At 71.6% G+C, this 24,289-nt stretch carries 24 protein-coding genes; 15 read left to right on the top strand and 9 right to left on the bottom strand.

The window, feature by feature from the left end:
* Positions 1–76: 76 nt before the first annotated feature.
* Positions 77–1,747 carry a putative bifunctional diguanylate cyclase/phosphodiesterase gene (locus V6V89_RS36895; RefSeq protein WP_442935295.1) on the bottom strand — a complete coding sequence of 557 codons (1,671 nt, stop codon included), beginning with the start codon at positions 1,745–1,747 and terminating at the stop codon, positions 77–79.
* A 268-nt stretch (positions 1,748–2,015) separates the two neighbouring features.
* Here V6V89_RS36895 and V6V89_RS36890 point away from each other — a divergent pair, with 268 nt between their 5' ends.
* Complete coding sequence (locus V6V89_RS36890; protein WP_334624294.1) at positions 2,016–2,990, top strand: NAD-dependent epimerase/dehydratase family protein; 975 nt, start codon at positions 2,016–2,018, stop codon at positions 2,988–2,990.
* 430 nt (positions 2,991–3,420) lie between these two features.
* Here V6V89_RS36890 and V6V89_RS36885 read toward each other — a convergent pair whose 3' ends face one another.
* Together V6V89_RS36885 and V6V89_RS36880 are read right to left on the bottom strand one after the other, a co-directional pair.
* Positions 3,421–3,798, bottom strand: coding sequence for a VOC family protein (locus tag V6V89_RS36885; RefSeq protein WP_334624293.1), 378 nt, complete (start codon positions 3,796–3,798; stop codon positions 3,421–3,423).
* A 12-nt stretch (positions 3,799–3,810) separates the two neighbouring features.
* Entirely contained in the window at positions 3,811–4,266 is a 456-nt protein-coding gene (locus V6V89_RS36880) for an MSMEG_6728 family protein (protein ID WP_334624292.1), read from the bottom strand.
* A gap of 288 nt (positions 4,267–4,554) precedes the next feature.
* On the opposite strand from V6V89_RS36880, the gene V6V89_RS36875 reads away from it, so the two are divergent.
* Positions 4,555–4,698, top strand: coding sequence for a hypothetical protein (locus tag V6V89_RS36875; RefSeq protein WP_334624291.1), 144 nt, complete (start codon positions 4,555–4,557; stop codon positions 4,696–4,698).
* Here the strand turns inward: V6V89_RS36875 and V6V89_RS36870 are convergent.
* Positions 4,649–5,239 carry a hypothetical protein gene (locus V6V89_RS36870; protein WP_334624290.1) on the bottom strand — a complete coding sequence of 197 codons (591 nt, stop codon included), beginning with the start codon at positions 5,237–5,239 and terminating at the stop codon, positions 4,649–4,651. The two genes, V6V89_RS36875 and V6V89_RS36870, sit on opposite strands and share 50 nt — an antisense overlap.
* A gap of 275 nt (positions 5,240–5,514) precedes the next feature.
* Positions 5,515–7,098, bottom strand: coding sequence for a hypothetical protein (locus tag V6V89_RS36865; protein ID WP_334624289.1), 1,584 nt, complete (start codon positions 7,096–7,098; stop codon positions 5,515–5,517).
* An 88-nt stretch (positions 7,099–7,186) separates the two neighbouring features.
* Between V6V89_RS36865 and V6V89_RS36860 the strand changes: the two genes are divergently transcribed.
* The 6 genes from V6V89_RS36860 (at position 7,187) to V6V89_RS36835 (ending at position 11,482) form a co-directional block, all read left to right on the top strand.
* Positions 7,187–7,546: a hypothetical protein gene (locus V6V89_RS36860; protein ID WP_334624288.1), complete on the top strand. Its 360-nt coding sequence runs from the start codon at positions 7,187–7,189 to the stop codon at positions 7,544–7,546.
* Complete coding sequence (locus V6V89_RS36855) at positions 7,543–8,517, top strand: FAD:protein FMN transferase (RefSeq protein ID WP_334624287.1); 975 nt, start codon at positions 7,543–7,545, stop codon at positions 8,515–8,517. The genes V6V89_RS36860 and V6V89_RS36855 overlap by 4 nt, the downstream gene beginning before the upstream one ends.
* Positions 8,510–9,061 (top strand): ferric reductase-like transmembrane domain-containing protein, encoded by a 552-nt coding sequence (locus V6V89_RS36850; RefSeq protein WP_334624286.1) that lies wholly within the window; start codon positions 8,510–8,512, stop codon positions 9,059–9,061. Before V6V89_RS36855 ends, V6V89_RS36850 begins: the two co-directional genes overlap by 8 nt.
* Positions 9,062–9,074: 13 nt before the next feature.
* Entirely contained in the window at positions 9,075–10,370 is a 1,296-nt protein-coding gene (locus tag V6V89_RS36845; protein WP_334624285.1) for an NADH-ubiquinone oxidoreductase-F iron-sulfur binding region domain-containing protein, read from the top strand.
* Complete coding sequence (locus V6V89_RS36840; protein ID WP_334624284.1) at positions 10,367–10,591, top strand: ferredoxin; 225 nt, start codon at positions 10,367–10,369, stop codon at positions 10,589–10,591. Before V6V89_RS36845 ends, V6V89_RS36840 begins: the two co-directional genes overlap by 4 nt.
* Positions 10,592–10,798: 207 nt before the next feature.
* Complete coding sequence (locus V6V89_RS36835; RefSeq protein ID WP_334624283.1) at positions 10,799–11,482, top strand: helix-turn-helix domain-containing protein; 684 nt, start codon at positions 10,799–10,801, stop codon at positions 11,480–11,482.
* A 313-nt stretch (positions 11,483–11,795) separates the two neighbouring features.
* Here the strand turns inward: V6V89_RS36835 and V6V89_RS36830 are convergent, their stop codons facing one another.
* Entirely contained in the window at positions 11,796–12,188 is a 393-nt protein-coding gene (locus tag V6V89_RS36830) for a VOC family protein (protein ID WP_334624282.1), read from the bottom strand.
* Between the two features lie 216 nt (positions 12,189–12,404).
* Here V6V89_RS36830 and V6V89_RS36825 point away from each other — a divergent pair, with 216 nt between their 5' ends.
* From V6V89_RS36825 to V6V89_RS36795, 7 genes are all read left to right on the top strand, one after another.
* On the top strand, positions 12,405–12,560 hold the full coding sequence (locus tag V6V89_RS36825; RefSeq protein WP_265253252.1) for a hypothetical protein: 156 nt from the start codon (positions 12,405–12,407) through the stop codon (positions 12,558–12,560).
* Positions 12,535–13,950: a methyltransferase gene (locus V6V89_RS36820; protein WP_334624297.1), complete on the top strand. Its 1,416-nt coding sequence runs from the start codon at positions 12,535–12,537 to the stop codon at positions 13,948–13,950. Before V6V89_RS36825 ends, V6V89_RS36820 begins: the two co-directional genes overlap by 26 nt.
* A complete protein-coding gene (locus V6V89_RS36815) occupies positions 13,940–15,970 on the top strand; it encodes a sulfatase-like hydrolase/transferase (RefSeq protein WP_334624281.1) in 2,031 nt (676 codons plus the stop codon). Before V6V89_RS36820 ends, V6V89_RS36815 begins: the two co-directional genes overlap by 11 nt.
* Positions 15,971–16,073: 103 nt before the next feature.
* The gene (locus V6V89_RS36810) at positions 16,074–17,357 is read left to right on the top strand and encodes a citrate synthase (RefSeq protein ID WP_334624280.1); all 1,284 of its coding nucleotides are present in this window, start codon (positions 16,074–16,076) and stop codon (positions 17,355–17,357) included.
* Between the two features lie 52 nt (positions 17,358–17,409).
* On the top strand, positions 17,410–17,934 hold the full coding sequence (locus tag V6V89_RS36805) for a SigE family RNA polymerase sigma factor (RefSeq protein ID WP_334624279.1): 525 nt from the start codon (positions 17,410–17,412) through the stop codon (positions 17,932–17,934).
* Positions 17,931–19,229, top strand: coding sequence for a hypothetical protein (locus V6V89_RS36800; protein ID WP_334624278.1), 1,299 nt, complete (start codon positions 17,931–17,933; stop codon positions 19,227–19,229). Before V6V89_RS36805 ends, V6V89_RS36800 begins: the two co-directional genes overlap by 4 nt.
* A gap of 23 nt (positions 19,230–19,252) precedes the next feature.
* Positions 19,253–20,734, top strand: a complete 1,482-nt coding sequence (locus V6V89_RS36795; RefSeq protein WP_334624277.1) for a hypothetical protein — start codon at positions 19,253–19,255, stop codon at positions 20,732–20,734.
* A 5-nt stretch (positions 20,735–20,739) separates the two neighbouring features.
* On the opposite strand, the gene V6V89_RS36790 is transcribed toward V6V89_RS36795, so the two are convergent.
* The 3 genes from V6V89_RS36790 to V6V89_RS36780 all read right to left on the bottom strand — a co-directional run bounded on the left by V6V89_RS36790 (position 20,740) and on the right by V6V89_RS36780 (position 23,956).
* On the bottom strand, positions 20,740–22,215 hold the full coding sequence (locus V6V89_RS36790) for a glutamate--cysteine ligase (RefSeq protein ID WP_334624276.1): 1,476 nt from the start codon (positions 22,213–22,215) through the stop codon (positions 20,740–20,742).
* 40 nt (positions 22,216–22,255) lie between these two features.
* A complete protein-coding gene (locus tag V6V89_RS36785; protein ID WP_334624275.1) occupies positions 22,256–23,197 on the bottom strand; it encodes a DMT family transporter in 942 nt (313 codons plus the stop codon).
* A gap of 90 nt (positions 23,198–23,287) precedes the next feature.
* Positions 23,288–23,956: a hypothetical protein gene (locus V6V89_RS36780; protein WP_334624274.1), complete on the bottom strand. Its 669-nt coding sequence runs from the start codon at positions 23,954–23,956 to the stop codon at positions 23,288–23,290.
* Positions 23,957–24,289: the final 333 nt, after the last annotated feature.

Genomic DNA, 24,289 nt, shown 5'->3' with positions numbered 1-24,289 from the left:
CGCGCGCCGGGTGGGGCGCGCGCCGGGTGGGGCGGCGGAGTGGCCCGGGGCGGCCGTGGGTGGGTGGATTCGTGGGTTAGAAGGTGGGGGAGGGGACGGGGTGGCCCCAGAGCCAGCCCTGGCCCAGGTCGCAGCCGATCGCGCGTAGGCGGCGGGCTTGCGCGGGCGTCTCCACGCCCTCGGCCGTCACGCTCAGGCCCAGCTTGTGGCCGAGCGTGACCAGGGTGCTCAGGATGGCCTCGCGGGTGGGGTCGACCTCGCCGCGTGGGCGGCGACCCTTCAGGAAGCGGCCCGCCAGCTTTAGACCGTGTACCGGCAACTCGCACAGGTAGGCCAGGTTGGAGTAGCCGGTGCCGAAGTCGTCGATGGCGATCTGTACGCCCAGGTCGGCGAGGGCCCGCAGTGTGTCGACGCTGTCGTCGTCGATGTCCATCACCGCGTCTTCGGTGATTTCGAGTTGGAGGCGTCCGGCGCGCAGCCCGGTGTCGTCGAGTACCGAGGCGACCTGGGCGGCGAGGCCGGGCTGGCGGATCTGGCGTACCGCGAGGTTGACGCTGACGAACGTGTGGTCGGGCCAGCTCGCGGCGTCACGGCAGGCCTGTGTGAGCAGGTGGCGGCCGAGGCGCACGATGAGGCCGGTGTTTTCGGCGAGGCCGATGAAGCGGCCGGCGTCGAGCAGGCCGAGGCGCGGGTGCTGCCACCTGGCCAGGGCCTCGACGCCCATGACGGTGCCATCGGCGATGTCGACGAGCGGCTGGTAGTACGCGGTGAACTCGCCGCGGTCGAGGGCGCCGGGCATGTCGGCGGAGAGCCGGTACCGGGCGACGTCTGCCGCGTTGCGCGCCGGGTCGAAGACCGCCCAGGCGCCCTTGCCGTCGGCCTTGGCCCAGTGGAGCGTGAGGTCGGCTGCGCGCATCAGGTCGGCCGGGTCGGCGCCTTCGACGGGGCGCTCGACGATCCCGGCGCTGGCGGAGACCCGCAGGGCGTGACCGTCGACGAGCACCGGGTCGGCGAGCAGCGCGAGCGCCTTGTCGGCCACCTTGACCGCGTCGTCGGTGCAGGTGGTCTCTTCGACGAGGATCGCGAACTCGTCGCCGCCGAGCCGGGCGACCAGCCGTGACGGGTTGGCGGCGAGGGTGGCGAGGCGGGCGCCGACCTCGCGGAGCAGGTGGTCGCCGACCTGGTGGCCGAGGCTGTCGTTGACGGCCTGGAACCTGTCGAGGCCGAGGAAGCACACGCCGAGGCGGACGCCTCTGCGCGGGTCGGTGCAGGCGTGTTCGAGGGCGCGGGCGAAGAACGTGCGGTTGGGCAGGGTGGTGAGGGCGTCGTGCAGCACGGCGTACCGGAAACGGCTCTCGCTCTCCCGCAGCGCCGCCTCGGCCTTGACCCGCGCGGCGAGCGCGGCGTGGCGCAGCGCGTCCTGCGCGTCGAGGGTGTGGTCGCGCAGCGCCCGCGCGAACCCGGTGGACAGCGCGTCGAGCAGCAGGCCGATGCGGGCCGGGTCACCGGCGAGTCCTGATTGGAGGACGGCGACGGTGCGGCCGAGCGTCTCGGGGGTCTGGAAGCCGGCGGTGACCAGCTCAGTGGCCACTGTGGAGCCGGGCGCCGGGTCGAACGGCTCGGCGGCGATGGCCTTGACCAGCACCGCGGCGAGGCGGTCGACGAGCGCGACCCGCTCGGCGCGCGTCAGCGGCGCGCACGACGTGCCCTGTAACGCCCGCGCCCATTCTTGGGTGAACGGCGCCATCTCCCCGGCCATCGCGCCCTAGGCTACCGCCAGTTCGGGTCGAGGTCACCCGCTCATCGGCGGGCAACCTACACGACCAGTGGATTCCTGTCTCAGAATCTGGAATGACCTGGCCTGCCAGCCCGAACGGACCGCAGTTCCCACCGTACATTCCCGGGATTACTAGTTAGGTTGGGCGAATAGCTGGGAGGTGCGCGGCCTCGTTGGTACCGTCGGCCACGGCTGTGGGGGCTTGGGGGTTAGAGGCGCGGTGGACGGTGGCGGGACGTTGAGCCTGCGCAAGAAGGTGCTGGTGTTGGGTGGCATGGACTTCCTGGCGACGCACCTCGCGCGACGGTTGGTAGCCGAAGGGTTCCGGGTGGTGATCGTCGCGAACGTGCCCAAGTCGCGCACGACCACCGGCAACCGCAGCGTCGAGGTGCTCTCCGGTGACCTGACCAACGTGGACACGTGGGCGGCGCTGCCCCGGGAGTGGGAGCAGATCTACCTGCTCGGAGACGTGCCGACACCGAGGGCGATCGACGCCGACCCGGTCCGGGCGGTACGCGGGCAGGCGCTGGCCGCGCTGCACCTGCTCGACTGGGCCGGTCCCAACGACAAGATCTTCTTCGCGTCGTCCGGCGAGGTGCACGCGGACGGTGTCGACGCGGGTGTGGTGCCGGTACCGACGGACGAGACCGACCCCGTCATGATCGGCGACCTGGTGTCACCGCGCTCGGCGTACGCGGCAAGCAGGCTGGCGGCGGAGGCCGCGCTGCTGCACGGCGCCCGCGCGGGGCGGTGCCGGGTCGTGATCGGGCGGCTCTACGACGTGTACGGGCCGCGGATGCCGGTCGATGAGCTCATCCCGCAGATGTGCCTGCGCGCGCTGCGCGGGGTGGACCCCTTTCCGGTGCCGGGTCCGCACCGGCAGCGCTCCTTCATGTACGTCGACGACGCGATCGCGGCGATGCTGCGGCTCGTCGACACCCCTGCCGCGGCCGGGGAGATCGTCCACATTGGAAACGGTGGGGCCGAGACCAGCGTGGGTGACCTGGCGAAACTGGTGCTGCGGGTGGCCGGGGTCAAGGCGCGCGTCGTCGCGCAGCCGCCACCACGGGGCTCCACCGCCCACCGCATCCCCGACCTGTCGAAGATCCGCCGGCTGATCGGGCTAGAGCCGGGGGTCAGCCTGGAGGAGGGCGTGCGCCGCACCTTCTACTGGTACCGCCGGACCATGACATCCGTCATGGGCGCGGGGTGACGCCGGGCAGCCGACCGGAGCTCTCGCCGGGGACACGATCGTCCCATGATTGTTCTACGTAACCTGGTCAAGCGGTACGGGGCCGTCGACGGGCTCGACCTGGAAATCAGCTCCTGACCTGCCAGGACTCGGACGCCGCGCTGCGGGCGCTGCCCGCTGCGACGCCCGCGCGGCGACATCGAGGTCACCGGACGCGGCCTGGAGGACGCGTTCGTCGCGCTCACCCTGTGTCCGCGCCACACGGCCCTGCTTGCGTCGATCGAGGGCAAACGCACGTACTTTGATCCCCTTCCGCGTGCTTTGCCCTTGATCGACGGGAATGGTCTTGATCGGCGGCCGGGCGGGCTCCGAACACGGCCGCGTTGTCACAGGTCGCGCGCCCGGCCATCGCGCGACAAGCCCACCCCGCGCCCAAGGGCCGCCGCGGTCGCTAGCGGTGGTACGCCGGCGGGCGGTCCAGGAGGCAGAATTCGTTGCCCTCCGGGTCGACGAGGACGGTGAAGGGCTCGCTGCCTGTCTGGCCCACGTCGGCCCGGCGGGCGCCGAGCGCGAGCAGCCGCTCCACCTCGGCCGCCGGATCGCCTTCGATCGCGAGGTCGATGTGGCCGCGCAGTTTGTTGCGCTTGGTGGCGCCGGTCGGCTGGAGCCAGATCGTGGGCGAGGCCGGCGGCGCGCCCTCCGGCGGGAGCAGATGGACGTTGCCGTCGGCGGCCTTGTCGATCCGGTAGCCGAGCGCTTCGGACCAGAACCGGGCCATCAGCGCGACGTCGTGCACGTCGAGCGTCCACTGAGCGATATGACTGGGCATCGCGGGCTCCTCTCAAGGTAGGCGGTCGGACAGCGGCCACACGTACGGGAGGTCGTCGGGCAGATCGGCGCCGAATAGCGGCCGGTAGAACGCGGGGTCCTTGCGCAGCAGCGACGAGCGGTGGCTGCGGTGCACGTCGTCCCGGCCGAGCCACGGTGGCAACTCGCCGGCGCCGGCCAGCGCCGCCTGGTCGCGCGGCTCCTGGCCGTACTCGGCGACGAGCGTGCCGGCGACGCTGTCGCCACGCCCGCCGGCCGTCCAGGCGGTGCAGATGTCGAGGCCGTACCGGACCAGACCCTCCAGGTAGCCCACCCACATCTTCACGACCGGATGGTGCCGCCACCCGTACCCGGGCACGGTCAGCGCGCGTAGCACCTGAAGCGCCTCGACGCGCTGCTTGCCCAGCCGGCGCCCGTCCAGCACCGCGGCTGTGGCGGCGAAGTCCGGGTACGGCAGGAAGGTCTGCACGCCCGGGTAGTACCCGGGCAGGTGCCTTTCAGACCGTGACTCGTAGTCGCATGATCTTCGTCCCCGTACGGGGCTGGTGGGCCACGCTCGGGTTCGAGGACGCCGCCCGTCGCGCTCCGGCACCGCCGTGTACCTCACCTGGGGGATCGCCGGACCGAGTTGCGGGGAAGCCCCGACCGCGGGCGAGGTGGCGATCGGCGCGTTTTTCCCGCGTACAGCACGCGGCGGCCGCGCTGGCCCACCTCGACCCCGACTGGTCGAGGTGGGCCGCGGCGCTGGCTCTTCCTGATGGCCGCCGAGCTGGTCGTCTCGTCGATGGTGCTGGGGTTCCGCACCGACGTGATGCTGCTGGCGATCATCCTGCTGACGCCGCTCGGCAAGCTCAGTGACTCAGGGCCGGCCCTCGTTGAACGGCGGCTGACCGCCCGATGAGCGTCCAACCCAGCCAGCCCACGCCGACCGCCGCGACGAGCAGGCCACCGAGGTAGACGGGCTCGGGTACGGCGTTGCGCAGCGAGCCCGGCACCATGCCGACGACGTACAGCGCGATGGCCGCGGCGGGCAGCCTCCTGGCGCGCCAGCTCGACACTCCGAAGAGGACGGTGCCGGCGATGAGCACGAGGGCTGTCGCCCGGAACGCGGTGCCGGTCGCGCCTCCGACCAGCCCGTCGACGACGCCGCCGTCGAGGTATCGGAAGACAAAATGGAGGGTGTACTCGATGGCGAACGCACCGGCTAGCCCGGCGGCGTTGAGGCCGTAGCCGACACAGCCGAGCACGCCCGCCTCGGCGCGCTGCCAGAGGTAGAGGCCGCTGAGCGCGAACAGGCCGAACAGCGCGGCGAACGGCGCGACGGCGTGGGTGAGGTCGTTTTCCGGCAAGGCACCGGACCGGCGGGCGGCGTTGACCGCCAGCAACAAGGCACAGGCGAGGCCGGCGGTGCCGGCTACGCGATACAGGCGATTGAGCTCCATACAAAGGTGATACGGGCCGGTGTGGTCGCCAGTCCACGCACGTAAGGACCCGGTCACCGATCCGATACCGCCCCGTGTCCGCCCCACCGCCGTGCGCCCGCCGCCGACGGCCGTCCGCCGCTCCCTGCCGGCCCGTGCCCGTTCCCGTCGATCAAGGAGATCTGCATGGATCAAGGGCAAATGCACGTCGAAAAGAGATCAAACCACGTGCGTTTGCCCTTGATCGACGGGAACGGGCACGGGCCGCGGGCGGGAGGGGGAGGGGCGGGAGGGGGTTAGAAGAGGACTAGGCCGTGGTCGGGGCAGGCGGCTGGGGTGGGGGCGGTTTCGGGGACGCAGTAGGCGGGGAGGCCCTGGAGCAGGTTGTGGGCGTAGACCAGGACTACCGCGCCGGTGAACTCGTGGCGTTCTGTCGGGGTGCCGAACTGGGAGCGGGCAGTCGCCTCCGTGCGGGAGGACGGGTTGCGGGTGTCGATCACCAGGAACCTCGCGTCGTGCTTCGCCGGGTCGTACCAGTCCTCCTTGGACTCCCAGCGGTACGAGGCGATCGAGGTGCCGGCCACCACGGGCGCGACCTGCACACGGCCGCTCGTCAGGACGGTCACGTTGTTGGCGTTCCAGTATTCGCCGATCCCGTACGTCAGCCCGCGATCGTCGAGCCATCGGGCCACGTCGACGGCGTGTCCGGGTACACCTTTGAAGGTGGCGTGGGCGACCAGCTCGCCGGCCAGCAGCATCAGCAGCACCGCGAGCGCCGCTGTGACCTTGTGGCCCGCCGCCGCGAGCGGCGGGCCGAAGATCCGGGCGACGAGCACCGCGCCCAGCGGGAGGATGGCGACCACCTGGCGGGCGGAGAGCAGGTCGGTGGGGAGCGCGGAGACGACGAAGGCGCCCAGGTTTACCAGGATGCCGACGGTGAGCAGCTCGACCATGCGGTCGTGGGGGCCGCGGAGGGTGCGGGCGGCGGCGATGATCACGGCGGCGAGGGTCGCCAGCAGGCCGATCAGGTGGAGGGCGGCCATGGCCATGCCGGCGGGGCCTTCGCGGTCGGGGAAGTAGGCGCCGAAGTTGATCGCGAGCACTCGGGCGGCCAGCCACAGGTGGTGGCCGAGGTCGGACAGGGGGCTCAGCTTGGCCTCTGCGGCATGGGCGCCAAAGCCGCCGCCGAGGCGGATGGCGAAGAGCACCAGCTGGGCGATCACGATCGATGCCGGGCCGGCGATGAGAAGACCCAGGTCGGTTCGGTTACGGAGCAGCCGCCAGGCGCTCACTACGAGCAATGGGAGCACACCGATGTACATCACCAAGGGGTCCGCTATCTGGGCCCAGGCGAGCAGTCCCGCTACCGCGTAAGGGAGCCACCTCCGGTCGGCGGCGCGCTCGACCAGCAGCCACGTGAGCAGGAGCGGGATCGCGGTGCCGGTGTGGTCCGGCGAGGTGAGCTGGGTCACGGCGGCGAAGCCGAGCGCCGGCACCGCCACGACCGCCCCGGCCAGGGCCACCCGGACCACAGCCTCACGGCCGGTGGCGCGGCCCTTCGCGGCGACCGCCACGACGAGGACCAGCAGCGTGAAGACCAGCGCGGCGACCGCGTGCGTGGTGTCGTCGTGAAAGCCGTACGTCGCCTCGACGAGCGCGAAGAGCAGCAGCTCGTTGGTGTAGAAGGAGACGTCGGTGACGGTCCAGCCGCGCAGCAGCACGTTGCCGTGGAGCATGTCCCACGCCTGGAGGGCGTTGCTCGCGCCGTCGGAGTTCACACCCACCGCGCGGGACATGAGCAGGTACGCGAAGAACAGGCCCACGGCCATGGCGGCACCAACCACCCACCGGGCCCGGCGGATGATCACCGGCACGCTCACCGAAGGCACCGTACCGCACGCGGGATGTTGAACCGTGCGCGGGAACCACACGTACCTGTGGGTACTCGTCACTGATGTGAGGGAGCCTATGGACCGCCCCCGTCCGCGCCACGTCGACCGTCGCGACCAAGGACTGCGTCGCCAGCGAACGGTCACCCAGGGCGCCGCTTTCGGCGCCGCCGCGCTCGCCGTGGCGTTCGGCTGGGTGTTCGCGCAGCCCACGGAAGCACCGGCGACAGAACCAGCCGGCAACAGCGAGAAACTGCCTGCCACGAAGGTGCCCGCCACCAAGGCCCCGGCCACGAAGGCGCCCGCGAAGGACAAGCAGAAGCAGCCGGCCGCGGAGGAGTCGGAAGAGCCCGAGCTGAAGGCGCCCGAGGAGCCGCCGGCCGAAGAGCCCGAACAGGAGCAGGAACAGCAGCCTGACGCCCGGTCGGGCGGGTCATGACTGGCACGCGGGTGGCACCGGCGCGGGCGACGTTCCCCGCGCTCGGCACCACCGCTGTGCTCCTCGTGACCGACGAGGCGGCGCTGCCCGAGGCCGAGCGCCTGCTGCGCGACGAGCTCGAAGCCGTCGACGCGGCGTACAGCCGGTTTCGGCCCGATTCCGAGATCATGCGCCTGCCGCACGGCCGGGCCGCGCCGGTGAGCCCACTGCTCGCCGGCGCGCTCCGGGCCGCCCTGCGGGCCGCCGACGCCACCGATGGCCTGGTCGACCCGACGGTCGGCCAGGCTCTTGTCGACCTCGGGTACGACCGGGACTTCGCGAAGATCACCCCATCCGGTGACGGTTTCACCCCGAAGCCGGCGCCCGGGTGGTGGCGGGTCCGCATGGAGGGCGACAGCGTCATCGTCCCCCACGGGGTGCTGCTCGACCTCGGCTCGACCGGCAAGGCGTACGCGGCCGACCGGGCCGCCGCCGCGATCTTCGAAGCGCTCGGCTGCGGGGTGCTCGTGTCGCTGGGCGGCGACCTGGCGACGGCAGGACCGGCTCCGGGACCGGCGGCGCCTGGACCGAGCGGAGCGCCGACGAAGTCGCCGCGCGGCGCGAGCGAAGGCGGCGGCCGGTGGCTGGTCAGCGTCGGCGACGATCACCAGAACGCCGGACCGGGCGACCCGGTGGTGTCGGTGCGCTCCGGCGGGCTCGCCACATCGAGCGTCACTCGGCGGGCGTGGCGGCGGGGCGGCCGACCAGTACACCACATCGTGGACCCGCGTACCGGTGACGTGCCAGCGGCGGTCTGGCGTACCGTCACCGTCGCGGCCCGGTCCTGTGTGGACGCCAACGCGGCCGCGACAGCCGCGGTGGTGCGCGGCGATGGCGCGGAAGCGTGGCTGCGGGGCCTCGCACTGCCCGCCCGTCTCGTGGGGCACGACGGCCGCGTGGTCGCGGTCGCCGGGTGGGGGACCCATGGATGAGATAAACCTCTGGTACGTGGCACGGGCCACCGGGATGGTCTCGTTGCTGCTGCTCACGGGCACGGTCCTGCTGGGGATCATGGGCCCGATGAAGGTGGGCACGGTGACGTGGCCGCGGTTCGCGCTGGCGGGACTGCACCGCAACATCTCGCTGCTCACCCTCGCGCTGGTCATGGTGCACGTGGTGAGCATCGCGGTCGACGAGTACGTGCCGATCACGTTCGTCGACGCGGTGGTGCCGTTCGTGTCCGCGTTCGAGCCGCTGTGGCTGGGGCTCGGGGCGATCGCGTTCGACCTGATGCTCGCCCTGCTCATCACCAGCCTGCTGCGGCCCCGGATCAACCCGCGGCTGTGGCGGTCCGTGCACTGGTTCGCGTACATCTGCTGGCCCGTGGCGCTGGCGCACACCATCGGCATCGGCACCGACGCCGCCGCCGGGTGGCCGCTGGTCGTCTCGGTGCTGTGCGCGATGGCGGTGGTGGCCGGCGCGGTGTGGCGGGTCACGCCACGCCTGAAGAGCCTCAAGACTCCTCAAGCCTCATGACAAGGGGGGCCGCATGACGAGTGTGCTGCTGGAGCGGGCGCCGTGGGAGACGGCGCCCGGGCTGCCGCGCTTACTGGGCACGGGACGGAGGCTCGCCGAGCACCGGGAGGCGTACGGCGGGCTTCCGCTTCGGACTTTCGCCGGCGAGGAGGGGCGGGCACGGCTGATCCAGGAGGTCACCCAGGCGGGGCTGCGGGGCCGCGGTGGTGCGGGCTTCCCGACCGGGCGCAAGCTCACGTCCGTCGCGTCGGGCAAGAAAACCCCTGTGGTACTGGCCAACGGCTGCGAATCCGAACCGGCCAGTCGCAAGGACAAGACGCTCCTCGCACACGCTCCGCATCTGGTACTGGACGGTGCCGTCCTCGCCGCGCACGCGGTCGGCGCCGAAAAGGTGATCATCTGCGTCGAGCGCGGCGGCTCACTGCCCGAACGGCTCGAACGCGAACTCGCCCAGCGCAAGGGCGACCCGGTGAAGTGGCAGATAGCGCGCATCCCCCGGCGGTACGTGTCCAGCGAGGAGTCGGCGCTCGTCCACTTCGTCAACTCCGGCGACGGGCGGCCGATCGCGGTGCCGCCGCGCCCGTTCGAGCGCGGCGTCGAGGGCCGGCCGACGCTCGTCGACAACGTGGAGACGCTCGCGCACATCGCGCTCATCGCACGGTACGGTCCGGACTGGTTCCGCGAACTGGGCACCCCGACCGACCCCGGCTCCACGTTGGTCACCATCGATGGGGCGGTCGCGCGGCCCAACGTGTACGAGATCGTGCCCGGTATGCGAATCGGCGAGGTGCTCGACGCGGCCGGCGGTGCCACCGAGCCGCTCGGCGCGGTACTGGTCGGCGGGTACTTCGGCACCTGGGTGCCCATGCCAGAGGGCTGGAGCATGCCGCTGTCGCACGATCGCACCGGGCCCGGCGGCGTGACGCTCGGCGCGGGCGCGATCTTCGCGCTGCCGGCCGACGCGTGCGGGCTCGCCGAGACGGCGCGCATCACGCGGTACCTGGCCGAGGAGTCCGCAGGTCAGTGCGGGCCGTGCGTGTTCGGGCTGCCCGCGATCGCCGACGACCTGCGTTCCGTGGCGTTCGGCCGGTGCGGTCCGTCGACCCGCCAGCGGCTGATGCGGCGCATCGAGACGGTGTCCGGTCGCGGTGCCTGCCGGCACCCGGACGGGGCGACCCGGTTCGCGACGAGCGCCCTGACCGCCTTCGCTGAGGATCTTGAGACGCACCTGAACGGGTGGACCTGTTCGGGGGTGAGCCGCGACCCGATGCTGCCGCTGCCGAAGGCGCGCGACCGGGGTTGGCGATGAGTGAGGAGCCGCCCCGGCTGCAGGTGAACCCCATCGCGTGCGTCGCGCACGGGGTCTGCCGGGAGCTGCTACCCGAGCGGATCACCATGGACGAGTGGGGGTACCCGATCGTGGACGGCTCCCCGCTGCCAGCCGACCTGGTGGCGCACGCGCGGCGCGCGGTCGCCGCCTGCCCGACACTCGCCCTCCGCGTAGACGGCAAGCTGGCCCGCCGCCGCTAAGGCGCGCTCGTAGGCGCCGCGCTTCGCGGAGACGCCCGCCGCCGTGCGGGCGCCCTACGCCGTGCCGTGCCTGGGTGGCGCGTGCCGCGGACGCCGCGCTCGCCATAGGCGGGGGCAGGTTCGGGGATGTGGCGGGGATCGGGCCCAGGTTGAGGGCGCGGTTCTGGTGAAGTTGCTGGTTCGGCTGGCGGGCGTAGGGTCGGAACGGTGTACGAGGAACGCCCCGCCGGGCTCGCCGGCGCGGTGCTGTGGCGGCGCACGGCCGAGCCGGACGACCGTACCTCGCGGGTGCTGCCGGACGGTTGCATGGACCTGCTCTGGTGGGGCGGCGAGATCGTCGTCGCCGGTCCGGACACGGCCGCGTACCTGAGCGAGATCCATGCCGGCGACGCGCTGATGGGCCTGCGGCTGCCGCCCGGCACCGCGCCGGCGGTGCTCGGGGTGCCGGCCAGCGAGCTGCGCGACGCACGCACGCCACTGTCGGCGTTGTGGCCGGACCGGCTGGTGCGCGAGGCCACTGAGCGGGTGGCGGCCGATCCCGGTACCGCGCTGGAACGGTTCGCGACCGACCGGTTGGCGGCGGCCGGCGGTCCGGATCCGGTCGCCGAGCGGGTCGTCGCCGGGCTGCGGGCAGGCGTGTCCGTCGGTGCCGTGGCCAGCGCGCTCAACGTCAGCGCGCGGCAGCTCCAGCGGCGGTGCCTGCCCGCGTTCGGGTACGGGCCCAAGATGCTCGCGCGTGTCCTGCGGATGGGGCGGGCGCTGGAGCTGGCGTGGGGTGGGACGGGGCTGGCTCTGGCGGCGGCCGATGCAGGGTACGCGGACCAGGCGCACTTCACGCGCGAGGTGCGTGCCCTCGCCGGCACCACCCCGACCACCCTCCTAGCCGCGTAGCTCGCGACGCCCCGCGGCGAGGGCGCGTCCCGCGGCGAGGGGCGGCCTGCCGTGCGGGTGCGGCCCGCCGTGCGGGTGCGTCTCGCCATGCGGGTGCGCTGCGCCGTACGGGGGCGGCCTACCGTGTGGGTGCGCTGCGCCGTGAGGGGCGGCCGCCGTGCGGGACGGCCTGCCGCGATCAAGGGCATTCGCGTCGATCAAGGCCGAACGCACGTGGAAAAGAGATCGAACCACGTGCGTTTGCCCTTGATCGACGAGGATGGGCGCACGCGGCGCCCACGCGGCGCCCACGCGGCGGGCGGCCGCGGGCCGGCTAGGGGAGCGGGGCGAAGAGGTCTACCGCGTTGCCGTCGGGGTCGTGGAGGAGGGCGTAGCGCTGGCCCCATTCGGCGTCCCATGGCTCCTTGCGGCCTTCGTAGCCGGCCGCGACCATCTCCCCGTACACCTTGTCGACCTCCTCCGGGCCGTCGCAGCGAAACGCGAGCCCGGCGCGCGCCCCGCCCGTCGGTGGCTGCCAGCTGGGGTCGAAGGAGCGCACGGTGTCGACGGTGTCGAGGAGCAGGCGGATGCCGCCGGGCAGGGCGGTCTCGACGTGCGGCGCGTTTTCGGCGTCCGGCGGGAATTGGAGCCCGAGCCGGCGGTAGAAGGAAAGCGAACGGGGAATGTCGGCGACGACAAGGCCGACGGCGTCGATTCGAGGTGTCATGTCGCTACCGTACGAACACCGATGTCGATCGCTCTTGAACGATTCGGACACGGCGGGCGCGTGCCGTGCGCTCTTCTGACCAGCGGCGTAGGGTGAGGTGTACCGCCAATGACGCCCGGTCGGCGGAGTGGTTAACCCGCTCCGAGCTTGTTCCCAGGTTGTCCCTGTATGGTGCGGTTCGTTAACTTTGTCCCCTGCGGCGAGAGGGAAGCGACTATGAGGCTGGCCTACCTGGACGCTGGCTCCGGGAGTTTGATCGTGCAGGCGGTGGTCGCCGGAGCGGCCGGGATGGCAGTGGCCGTCAAGCTGTACTGGCGGCGGCTCACGGGGCGCTTCCGTCGCCGTGCTGAGGCGCCTACGGACAACGACTGAGGACGGCCCGGTGGTAAGGGTTGAGCCGGCTTCCTTCCGTGACCCGTCGGGCCGGGTCTTCTATCGTGACGGTCAGGTGTTCCGCGGGCTCAGCCCGGTGGCCGCGCAGGACTGGCGGGCTCTCGCCGCCACCAAATTCTTCGCGAATGCCGTAAAAGCGGGCAAAATCACGGCTACCGAAGAAGCCGAGAAAACCGACGAGTGGGACGTGGTGCTCAGGCACGAGCGCATCCCTTTCGTTTCGTACCCGTTCGAGTGGTCCTTCGCGATGCTGCGCGACGCCGCGCTGCTGCACCTCGACCTGCTCCAGGCCGCTCTCGCCGAGGGCCTGACCAGCAAGGACGGCTCGGCCTACAACCTGCAGTGGCGGGGCGCCAGCCCGGTCTTCATAGACGTGGGCTCGTTCGAGCCGGCGCGACCGGGCGAGCCCTGGGCCGGCTACCGGCAGTTCTGCCAGACGATGCTGTACCCGTTGATGCTGCAGGCGCACCTCGGCCTCGACTTCCAGCCGTGGCTGCGCGCCTCGGTCGACGGCGTAGAGCCGGCGCGGATGCGCAAGCTCTTCGGCGGCGCCCGGCGCTTCAAGGCGGGCGTGCTCAAGCACGTGCACCTGCACGACGCGGTGCAATCCCGCAACGCGAGGTCGAGCACCGGTGAGGTGCGCGCCGAGCTGCGCGACGCCGGGTTCTCCGCGGAGCTGGTCAAGGCCACCGTGCGCGCCATCGACAAGCTGGTGCGCGGCCTCGACTGGCAGCCGCCGGCCAGCCACTGGACGGCGTACCAGCAGACCTGCACCTACTCGGACGCCGACCGGGCCGCGAAGGTGGAGTTCGTCGAGGCCGTCCTCTCCAAGAAGAGCAGCCTGACCCTCGACCTCGGAGCGAACGACGGCACGTACTCGCGGCTGGCCGCCAAGCACTCCGACTACGTCGTGGCCGTCGAAAGCGACGCGGCCGTGGTCGACAAGCTTTACCGCGACCTCCACAACGAGGGGGAGCGGCGGGTGCTGCCGATCGTCATGGACCTGGCAGATCCCTCACCGGGCATCGGCTGGCGCGGCCGCGAGCGGGCGTCGTTCGAGCAGCGCGCCGACGCCGACACGGTGCTGGCGCTCGCGGTGATCCACCATCTCGCCATCGGGCGCAACGTGCCGCTGCCCGAGATCGTCGACTGGCTGGCCGCGCTCGGCCGCCGGGTGGTGGTCGAGTTCGTCGAGCCTGCCGACCCGATGGCTCAGCGCCTGCTGGCCAACAAGCCCGAGGGCCTGTTCCCGGACTACCGGCGTGACGTGTTCGAAAAGCTGCTGGGGGAGCGGTTCACGGTCGAGCACAGGGCGGAGCTGCCGTCGGGTACCCGCACCCTCTACTGTGGAGTCCGGCGTGCCGGGTAAGCGGTGGCGCCGCGAGCTGTACGCATTTTTGGAGATCGCGGCGCTCTGCGGCCTGGGCGTAGCGCAACCGCTGCTCGACATCACCGGCAAGGCCCCTGACTTCTTCCTGTTCTACGGCGCAGGCCGAGGCGACGTGCTGACGCTGGTGCTACTGGTGACGGTGGTGCCGCCGGTCGCGTTGTGGGGCGTCGGCGCGCTGGCCGGCCTCGCCGGCCAAGCGCTCGCGCGCGGCGCGCCGCACCAGGCGTGGCGGGCGCGCGTCGGCGGGGCCGCGCGGACGGGAACCCACGCGCTGACGCTCGGCGCGCTGCTCGTGGTCCTCGCGGTCCAGGTCGGCAAGAACCTTCTTCCGGTACGCGGGCTACCGCTCGCCTTCCTGGCGGTGCTCGCCGGTGCGGGTCTCACGGTGGCGTACCTGCGCTGGAAGGTGCCCGCCCAGCTGCTGCGGTTCGCGTCGGTGGGTCCGCTGCTGTTCGCGCTGCTGTTCGTCTTCGCGTCGCCCGCGTCGGCTGTCGTGCTCGCCCGGGAGTCCGGAGGCGCCGGGCCGGGAGGGCGGGCCGCCGACACGCACCCGCCGGTGGTCGTGCTGCTGCTCGACGAGTTCCCGCTGGTGTCGCTGCTGGGCACCGACGGCAGGATCGACGCCGCGAAGTACCCGAACTTCGCACGCCTCGCGGGCGCCTCCACCTGGTACCGCAACGCCACCGCGGCGAGCGGCTGGACCCCGTACGCGGTGCCGGCGATGCTCAGCGGCGAGTGGCCCCGCAAGGACAACGTGGCGCCGCATTACACGCAGCACCCCGACAACCTGTTCACGTTGACGGGCGGCCAGTACGACCTGCGGGTGCAGGAGAGCATCACGCAGCTGTGCCCGCCGCGCCTGTGCCCCGACCGGGCGCAGCCCGCCGGTGGCCTGCCGGTGCTGCTCAAGGAGAGCGCCACGCTGCTGGAGCAGTTGGTGTCGCCGGTCGACGCCAAACAAAACCTGGAGGAGTCGTACCGCGAGCCGACCCAGGAGGAGGCCGGCCCGCCGGCTGACCCGCGGTTCCGGTTCGGGGCGCTGGCAGACAACCAGCCGGCCCGATTCACGAACTTTCTCGCCAGCCTCGAAAAGACAGCCAGCAAGCCGCGGCTGAGCTTCCTGCACCTGCTGATGCCGCACACGCCGTGGAACTACCTGGCGTCCGGCACCCGGTACGACGCGCCGGAAGACCTGCGCTACGAGGCGGCCGGCTGGGAGCGGCTCGGGTACGAGCGGCACCTGCAGCAGGTCCAGTACACCGACAAGCTGATCGGGCAGATGCTCGACACCATGCGGGCGTCGGGCATCCTCGACGAGGCGCTGCTGGTGGTGACCGCCGACCACGGCGTGAGCTTCTCGCCGGGCGCGGCCGGCCGGGGGCTCGACGCGCAGCAGAAGGCAGCGGCCGAGGTGCTGTGGGTGCCGCTGTTCGTCAAGGAGCCGCGCCAGGCGGCCGGGCGGGTCGACGACCGAAACTGGGAGCAGGTCGACCTGCTGCCCACGATCGCCGACCTGGCGGGCGTGACGGTGCCGTGGCAGACCGACGGCATCTCTGCCGCCGAACAGACCCGTGACAGCGCCGAAAAGGCGTACCACGACACTCCCAGCAAACCGATCACGGTGGATGGGCCCGCGAACCTGGCCGCGGTGCTGCGTGGCCCGGCCGCGCGTCCGGCGCTGCCGGCGGCGCCGTCGCGGGACCTGATCGGCGAGGCCCCGCCCAGCGGGGCGAGCGAGGCGGGCGCCACCGTGGCCAACGCGAGCGCGTTCGCCGATGTCCAGCCGGGCTCCGGCACGCTGCCGGCCCTCGTGTACGGCACCGTGCCGAAGTCGGTGCGAAACGGGACACCGCTCGCGGTCGTCGTAAACGGGAAGGTCGGTGCTGTCGTGCGCGCCAGCGCGGCCGACGAGGCGGGGCGACGGTTTGGCGCGCTCATCACCGACGAGTCGCTCTTCCGGGCCGGCGCCAACGAGGTCACGGTGCTGCGTCTGGAGTGACGCATCCCTCAGCGATCTCCCGGCGCGAGTCTACCGTTAGCGACGGTATTACGGTGGAATTAACGCGTTGACAGGAAAATCTTCGGGCAAAGCGAGGGGCCTCATGACGGATGTCAAACTCGATCACCACGGTGGACAGCTGTCGATGCCCGTGCACGAGGCCGTCGAGGGCGCTTCCGGCATTGACGTCGGTAAGCTTCTCAGCCAGACCGGGTACGTCACCTTCGACCCGGGCTTCGTCAACACCGCCTCATGCGCGTCGGCGATCACCTACATCGACGGCGACGCGGGCATCCTGCGTTATCGCGGATACCCGATCGAGCAGCTCGCGGAGAAGGCCTCCTTTTTGGAGGTTTCGTACCTGCTGACCTACGGCGAGCTGCCAACCGCCACGCAACTCACGGAGTTCAGCGACAAGGTACGCATGCACACGCTGCTCCACGAGGACATGCGCCGGTTCTTCGACGGATTCCGGTACGACGCGCACCCGATGCCGGTGCTGGCGTCCGCCGTCAACGCGCTGTCCACTTTCTACCAGGACAGCCTTGACCCGTTCGACGCCGACCAGGTGGAGATCTCGACGGTCCGGTTGCTCGCCAAGGCGCCCACAATCGCGTCGTACGCGTACAAGAAGTCGATCGGCCAGCCCTTCATGTACCCGGACAACTCCCTCGGGTACGTGGAGAACTTCCTTCGCATGACGTTCGGTGTGCCCGCGACGGGATACGAGGTCGACCCCGTCGTCGCGAAGGTGCTCGACATGCTGTTCGTGCTGCACGCCGACCACGAGCAGAACTGCTCCACGTCGGCCGTGCGGCTGGTCGGCTCAGCGCAGGCCAACCTCTTCTCCTCGGTGTCCGCCGGCATCAACGCGCTGTCCGGCCCGCTGCACGGCGGCGCCAACCAGGCGGTGCTGGAGATGCTCGAACGCATCCACGCCGAGGGCGGTGACGTGGCGTCGTTCGTGCGCCGGGTCAAGGCCAAGGAGCAGGGCGTCAAGCTCATGGGCTTCGGTCACCGGGTGTACAAGAACTACGACCCGCGCGCCGCCATCGTGAAGAAGGCCGCCCAGGACGTGCTGGCCCGGATGCCGCAGCCCGACCCGCTGCTCGACCTCGCCATGCAGCTGGAGGAGATCGCGCTCGCCGACGACTTCTTCGTGTCGCGCAAGCTGTACCCGAACGTCGACTTCTACACGGGCCTCATCTACAAGGCGATGGGCTTCCCGACGAAGATGTTCACGGTGCTGTTCGCGCTCGGCCGGCTGCCCGGCTGGATCGCCCAATGGCGCGAGATGATGAGCGACCCAGCCAACAAGATCGGCCGCCCCCGCCAGCTGTACACCGGCGCCGAACAGCGCGACTACGTCCCCGTCGAAGACCGGTAATCCGATCCTCCCTCCCCGGTGTCTTGGGTAGCGACGAGACCGGGGAGGACGGATGCGAGACGTGCGCGGCGCGGAGTTCGACGAGTTCGTGCGCACCAGGTCGGTTTCCCTGCTGCGGGTGGCATACCTGCTGACTGGTGACCGGCACGCGGCGGAAGACCTGCTCCAGGAGGTTCTGGAGCAGGTCTACGTGCGCTGGCGGCGGGTACGCACCACGCCCGAGGCGTACGCCCGGCGGGCACTGGTCAACCGGGCTGCCAACCGCTGGCGGCGGCGCGCCCGGCGGCCGGAGAGGGCGCTCGGCGATCTCGACCCGGCCACCCCCGACGCCACCGACGACGTCGCACTGCGCGAGGCGGTGGTGGCCGCCCTGCGCGCGGTGCCGCCCAGGCAGCGCGCCGCTGTGGTGCTCCGCTACCTGGAGGATCTGTCGGTGGCGGATACGGCGGCGGCGCTCGACTGCTCCGAGGGCGCCGTCAAGAGCCACACGTCCCGCGGCATAGCGAAGCTGCGGGAAGCGCTCGCCGACTCCGGACTCGTCGTCACCATCCCCAACGGTTCCGGGAGCTCGCGATGACCATGAACGATACCGACGTCCGGGCGGTACTGCACCGCGCGACTGACCACCTGGAGAGCCCGCCCCGGCTCGTCGACGACGTGCGCCTGGGCGGGCGGCGCCGGGCCGTCCGGCGCCGGGCCTTCCTCGCCGGGGGCCTCGCCGCGGTCACCGCGGCGTCCGTCGGGGGTGTGCTCCAGTTTTCGGGTACCGCAGGCCGGGTCGAGGTGGCATCGCCGGTGTTCGACCTGCCCACCCGCGGCGACCTGGCCCATGACGAGGCGTACCTGCGGCAGGTGACCGGCGCGTGGCGCCGGGCCATAGAGGATCTCGGCGGCGGGACGCGTGGCTCCGTACACGTGCTCTGGGCGGGCAGCACCCCGGCGGGGCCGGCCGCGTTCGTCGCCCAGCGCAGCTCGGCCAACCCGGTGGTCGTGGAGCCGGACGGGCACCGCCTGGTCGGCTACGCGGCGATCGTCGAGCCGACCATCGACGGTCCGCGGCTCATGACCATCGGGCAGCTCGACGAGTCGATCACCCTGGACCGGTTCCAGCAAGCGGCGCTGCTTGGACCGGTCCGCGACGTGCTTCTCGTGCTCGACTTCGCCGGCGCTGCGGTCGAGTACTCACCCGCCGTGACCTACGCGCCCGACGGGAAGGTCGTGCGCACGTTCCAGCGCATGGTGTTCCAGGACGGCGCCGCCGCCGTGCGGGTGCCGCCGCAGCGCGACAAGGTCACCATCGCGGTCTCGCTGATCCCAGTCAGCATGGAGAACTCGATCCAGGTCAACGGCTCGTCGGAGATCCTCTTTCCCGGCGGCAAAGACCGGCCGCAGGCCCCGCTGTACGAGCACGTGCTGCCCGGCGCGGAGCAGGCGTGGGGCGCCGACCCGGGCGCACAGGTGGTCGACCTGTGGAAGGGCCCGCTCGCGCCGTACGTCGATCAGGCTGGCTCGCACGCACAGAACGGCTCGCCCCTCTACACGCTCTTCGGCGTCACCCCGGACGGACGGCAGCTGTACCTCGCGACCGTGCAGTATGACGACGACCCTGGACGCGTGATCGCGCTGCTGGGCCGGGGCACGGCGTTCGAGGTAGCGGCCAGCGGGTTCGTCGACGAGGGCGCGCTGCCGGTGAAGCTGCGGCTGCCGGAAGGGCAGGGCGTGGTCGTGGCGAGCGAGGGCGCGGCCCTCAGCTACCGCGTGGGGGACGAGGGCTGGCACGACGCCGGCCGGAACGCGGCGCTGCTGCCCGCCGGCGCGACCGAGGTGCGTGTCACCCCGGCGAGCGGTGCCGCCAGTACCATCCGGCTGTGAGTTTCATGGCACCATGACCGATCATGGGTGAAGTCGGGTCGGTCGTGCCACGCACCGCCGCCCGTCCGGCCGAGCCGGGCGGGCGCGTGGTGTTCGCCGTAGCAGCCGTGGCGACGCTGGCGCTGCTGCTCGCGCGCAACCACCGGGTCTTCGCGGCGGCGGTGTACGAGAGAGGCGACTTCGCCGCCAACTCGATCATCACCGGGGACGCGAAGCACTTCGAGCTGCTGGTCGGCAACTACTCCCGCCTCGGCTTCTCGCATCCCGGTCCGGCGTTCTTCTACGTGCAGGCGTTCGGCGAGTGGCTCTTCCACGACCTGCTGCACGCCGTGCCGGCACCGTGGAACGGCCAGTGGCTGGCGCTGCTCGTGCTCAACGCGGTACTCGTCGGACTGACCCTCGCGATCCTGCACTCCTGGTCGCGGTCCTGGTCCGCGACGGCGCTGGCCGGCGGCGCAGCGTTCGCGTTCCTCGCCGCACAGCCCCCAATCCTGGCGTCCGCGTGGATGCCGCACCTGTACGTGGCGCCGTTCCTGCTGCTCCTCACGGCGGGAGCGTCGGTGGCGGCTGGCCGCCTGCCGCACCTGCCGCTGCTGGCGCTGGCGGCGGGCTTCCTGGTCCACGGCCACGCGGGTTTCCTGTTCTTCGTACCGGTCATCGTGGGCGTCGCGGCCTTCTTCGGATGGCGCCGGCGCGGGCCGGACGACCCGCGCCCCGCGCTCTGCCAGGCGGCGGTGGTGGTGGGCGTGTTCGCGCTCCCCATGGTGATCAACCTCGTCATGCGGTGGCCGGGGGAGTTCTCGCGGTACTTCGGGTACGGCGGGAAGCGCCACACGCACGGGCCCGGCGCCATCGCCTCGTACGTGCTGCATTTCTGGGCGGAACGACCGGGAACGGCGCTGGCGCTCGTCGTGGTGCTCTTCGGCGGCGTCGCGGCGCTCGCGCGCCACGACCGCTTCCTCGCCGCCGGTCTCGGCATGGCCGGGCTCGCGACCACGCTTTTCATCGGGTACGCCGCACGCGGCATCGACGACCTGAGCCAGACCTACGTGGGGCACTTCTCCCGAGCGGCACCGCTGCTGCTGCTCATGTTGCTGGTGCTGGGGATCGCGCAGAGGCGGACTCCGCACCCATGGCTGGCGCTGGCCGTACTGGTCGGTGCGCTCGGTGTCGCCAGCCGCTCGCCCGCGCTGGCCTCGAACCCTGAGCACCTACCGGAGCTGCCGCGCGTCGTGTCCATCCTCAATGGATACACGGGTGGGAAGCCGGCGGTGGTCGAGCTGGAGCACGCGGCGTGGCCGGCGCTGACCGCGCTCGTGGCGCACGCCGACCGCACCGGGACGCGGGTGTGCGCCCGTGATCCGCGGTGGAGATTCCTGGTGACCGCCGAGTTCGTGTGCACCCCTTCCGACGTGGCCAGCGGTCGTCCGGTGCGGCTGACCGAGCGTGCGCCGCTCGGTGCCACCGTCCTAGCCGAGGTCGACGGGATGATCCTGTCAGGCTAGCCCCGCTACACGGGCCACTCGTGCACCGGGACGTTCTCGTGCATGTGCTCGATGTACCGCTTGAGCACTTGGCGCAGCGCGGACCGGCGGTCGAGGTTGTCGTTGTCTTCCAAGGCGTGCAGCGTCTCGACCTGCCACGCGGCGCCGTTGCGACCGGTGAGGCAGCGCTGCTCGATGACGCGTAGCAGCCGGTCGCGCTCGGCGGGGTCGACGCCCCACTGATCGAGCCCCTCGTACGCCATCGGCAGCAGCCGGCGCAGCACCAGCTCGATCACCGGCAGGTAACCGAGCCCCGGCCAGTACACGGTGGCGTCGATGCCGTGACGGGCGCAGGCGTGGAAGTTCTCCTCGGCGGCGCTGAACGACATCTGTGACCACAATGGACGGTCGGACTCGGCGAGCGTGCGGACGACCCCGAAATAGAACGCGCCGTTGGCGATCGTGTCGAGCACCGTCGGGCCGGCCGGCAGCACGCGATTCTCCACCCGCAGATGCGGCCGCTCGCGCACCACGTCGTACACCGGGCGGTTCCAGCGGTAGACGGTGCCGTTGTGCAGGCGCAGCTCCGTCAGCTTCGGGGTGTCGCCGCGGGCCAGGGTCTGCGCGGGATCGTCGTCGTCGCACACCGGCAGCAGCGCGGGGAAGTACCGCACGTTCTCCTCGAAGAGGTCGAACACCGACGTGATCCATCGCTCGCCGAACCACACGCGTGGGCGTACACCTTGGGCCTTTATCTCCTCCGGGCGGGTGTCCGTGGCCTGCTCGAAGAGCGGGATGCGGGTCTCCCGCCACAGCTCCTTGCCGAACAGGAACGGCGCGTTCGCCCCGAGCGCCACCTGGACCCCGGCGATGGTCTGGGCCGCGTTCCAGTAGGCGGCGAACTGCGCCGGGCTCACCTGTAGATGGAACTGGGTGCTCGTGCACGCCGCCTCGGGCGCGACCGTGTCGGCCGTGACCGCCAGCCGGTCGATGCCGTCGATGCGGATTTCGAGATCCTCACCCCGGGCCGCGAAGATCTGCTCGTTCAGCAGGGCGTACCGCGGATTGGCCGACAACGACTCCAGCGTCAGGTGCTCGCGGCGCAGCGTCGGCAGGATACCGATCATGACCATGTGGGTGCCGACCGTGCGCGCCTTCTGTTCGGCCTCGTTGAGGCTGGCCCGCACGTGCCGCTCGAAATCGGCGGTGCCATCGCCGCCGAGCCGGCGCGGTGCCACGTTGATCTCGATGTTGAACTGGCCCAGCTCGGTCTGGAAATCAGGGTCGGCGATAGCGGCGAGCGCGTCCGCGTTGCGCATGGCCGGCTCGGCGTCCTCGTCGACCAGGTTGAGCTCGATCTCCAGACCTGTCATCGGGCGCTCGACATCGAACCGTGCCGCCCGCAGCATCTCCGCGAACACGTCCAGGCACTGCCGCACCTTCAGCCGGTATCGGGCCCGGTCCTCCCGGCTGAACTCGCGCCGTGCGACCTGTTCGCCCATGACTCCACAGTGGCACGGCACGGTGCCCGTGGGGAAGGGATCAGGCGACGAGTGCCACCGGCTCGGGCTCCCGTTCCCGCTGCGGCACCGGCAGCGGCAGCGGCAGCGGCAGCGGCTCGACCTTGGTTGGCGCCTCCGCCGGCAGCGCCGCGCCTTCGGCCGGCCTGGTCAGCATCACGACGCCGGCGGCCGCGACCGCCGCCGCGCCCAGGGCCACCACCGCGCCCCGGCCGCCGCCCGCGAACCGCTCGCCAAGCAGCGCCATGCCGATGACCGCCGACGCGATCGGGTTCGCCAGGCTCACCGTCGCGAGCGGGGCGCCCAGACCGGAGTCCCGGTACGCCACCTGCGAGAGCAGCAGCCCGCCCACCGACATCGCGGCGAGCACCAGAGCGATCGGGCTGAGCAGCGCGCCCGCCCCATCGGTGGTGGCGCGCAGCGTCACGGTCTGCGTGAGCGCCGACGACACCGCGAACGCGGCGCCCGCGGCAACGGCGTACAGGATGCTGCGCGCGATCGTCGCCTTGGCGTACTTGGCGGCGACCATGACGGCGAGGACGACGATCGTCGCGACCACGGCGAGCGTGGTGGCCCGGCCGGTCGTGAGCACACTCGCCGTGTTGCCCGGCCCCACCAGCACCAGCAGCACCATCAGGCCCGCCAGCGTCAGGCCGGCACCGCGCCAGTGCTCGGTGGCGACCCTCTTGGAGGCAAGAGCCGCACCCATAGGCAGAGCCAGCACCAGCGTGAGCAGGCCCAGCGGCTGCACCAGCGAAAGAGGCCCATACGCCAGGGCGGCGACGTGCAGGGCACCGCCGGCCGCGTTCAGGCCGACCGCGAACCACCACCGACCGAGCCGCAGCAGCGCCAGTACGGTGTGCCGCTCGGCATCGGCGGCAAGGCGCTCCTGCATCACCGCACCGGCCGCGTAAGCCGCGGCGGACGCGATGGCGAAGAGAACCGCCAGCGCCAACGCACTCATGATCTGATGATCTCTCGCGAAGAGGCCTCGCACGTCAGCCGAGGGGCGGTTTGTGCGCTACGTCATGCGCAGTAGTGGGTGACGCCCATCTCATACCCCAGAGGGATGCCGGTCCTCCATCTCCCAGGCGTGATCGAGCACGTGCCAGACGATTCGGCGGGTCGCGTACCGCGCTGGCCAGCCGTTCGGCCGTAGCGGCGAACCGTCCGACGGTTTCGACAGCACCGCGACCAGATCCGCCCTGAGGGCGGCCACCGCCTCCTCGTCATCGAACCTCGGCTGCTTGTGCTTGACCCCGATCTGCCGCCCGTACCCGTCCTCCGACCCCACCACGTGGTCGAGCATCTTGTCGCGGTCCCGCCCGCCGCCCCGCGGCCCCTTGGTCAACTCGGCCGGCGACATCGCCGCGACCGCCGCGAGGACATCCCAGGCGGCGGTGAGCAGCTTGCCGGCGCGCTTGGCCTCGGCGGCCTTGACCGGCTCCCGATCCGCCTCGCTGATCGCGCCCGGCACCCCAAAGTCGGTGCTCGCCGAGCCGGGCAGCCGCTCCTGAATGTCGAACGCGTCCGCGACGGTCCTGGGAAACCGCAGGCCCGCTTCGTCGGCGACGATCCTGTACCGCGACTCGTAATCGGCGAGCGCCTCAAGCGCGAGCTCCTCGGTCTTGGCGGCCCGGCACCAGCCCGGCCACTCCACCGCCCACGCGAAGACCTTCTTGCTACCGATCTCTATCGCTACGGGGGTCGCTTTCCCGGCCATACCCTCACCGTAGGCCCAATTCCTGCCACGTACCGTCATGTACTCCCTCCTTCCAACCCACCCCGCGCACCACCCGCGTCGCGGCCCGCCCCCGATGCGACGCCGCACGTGTGCGGCCTCGCCGTCCGGCCATCCCGCCGCGGTGTCCGCGCGTGGTGTGGTGTCCGCGCGTGGTGTGGTGTCCGCGCGTGGTGTGGTGTCCGCGCGTGGTGTGGTGTCCGCGCGTGGTGTGGTGTCCGCGCGTGGTGTGGTGTCCGCGCGTGGTGTGGTGTCCGCGCGTGGCGCGGCGTCCGCGCGTGGCGCGGCGTCCGCGCGTGGCGCGGCGTCCGCGCG

The organism is Micromonospora sp. CPCC 206061 (genome assembly GCF_036906915.1).
Lineage (GTDB): Bacteria > Actinomycetota > Actinomycetes > Mycobacteriales > Micromonosporaceae > Phytohabitans.
Note: the sequence above shows the minus strand (reverse complement) of the source record. Positions and strands in the feature narration are given on the sequence as shown.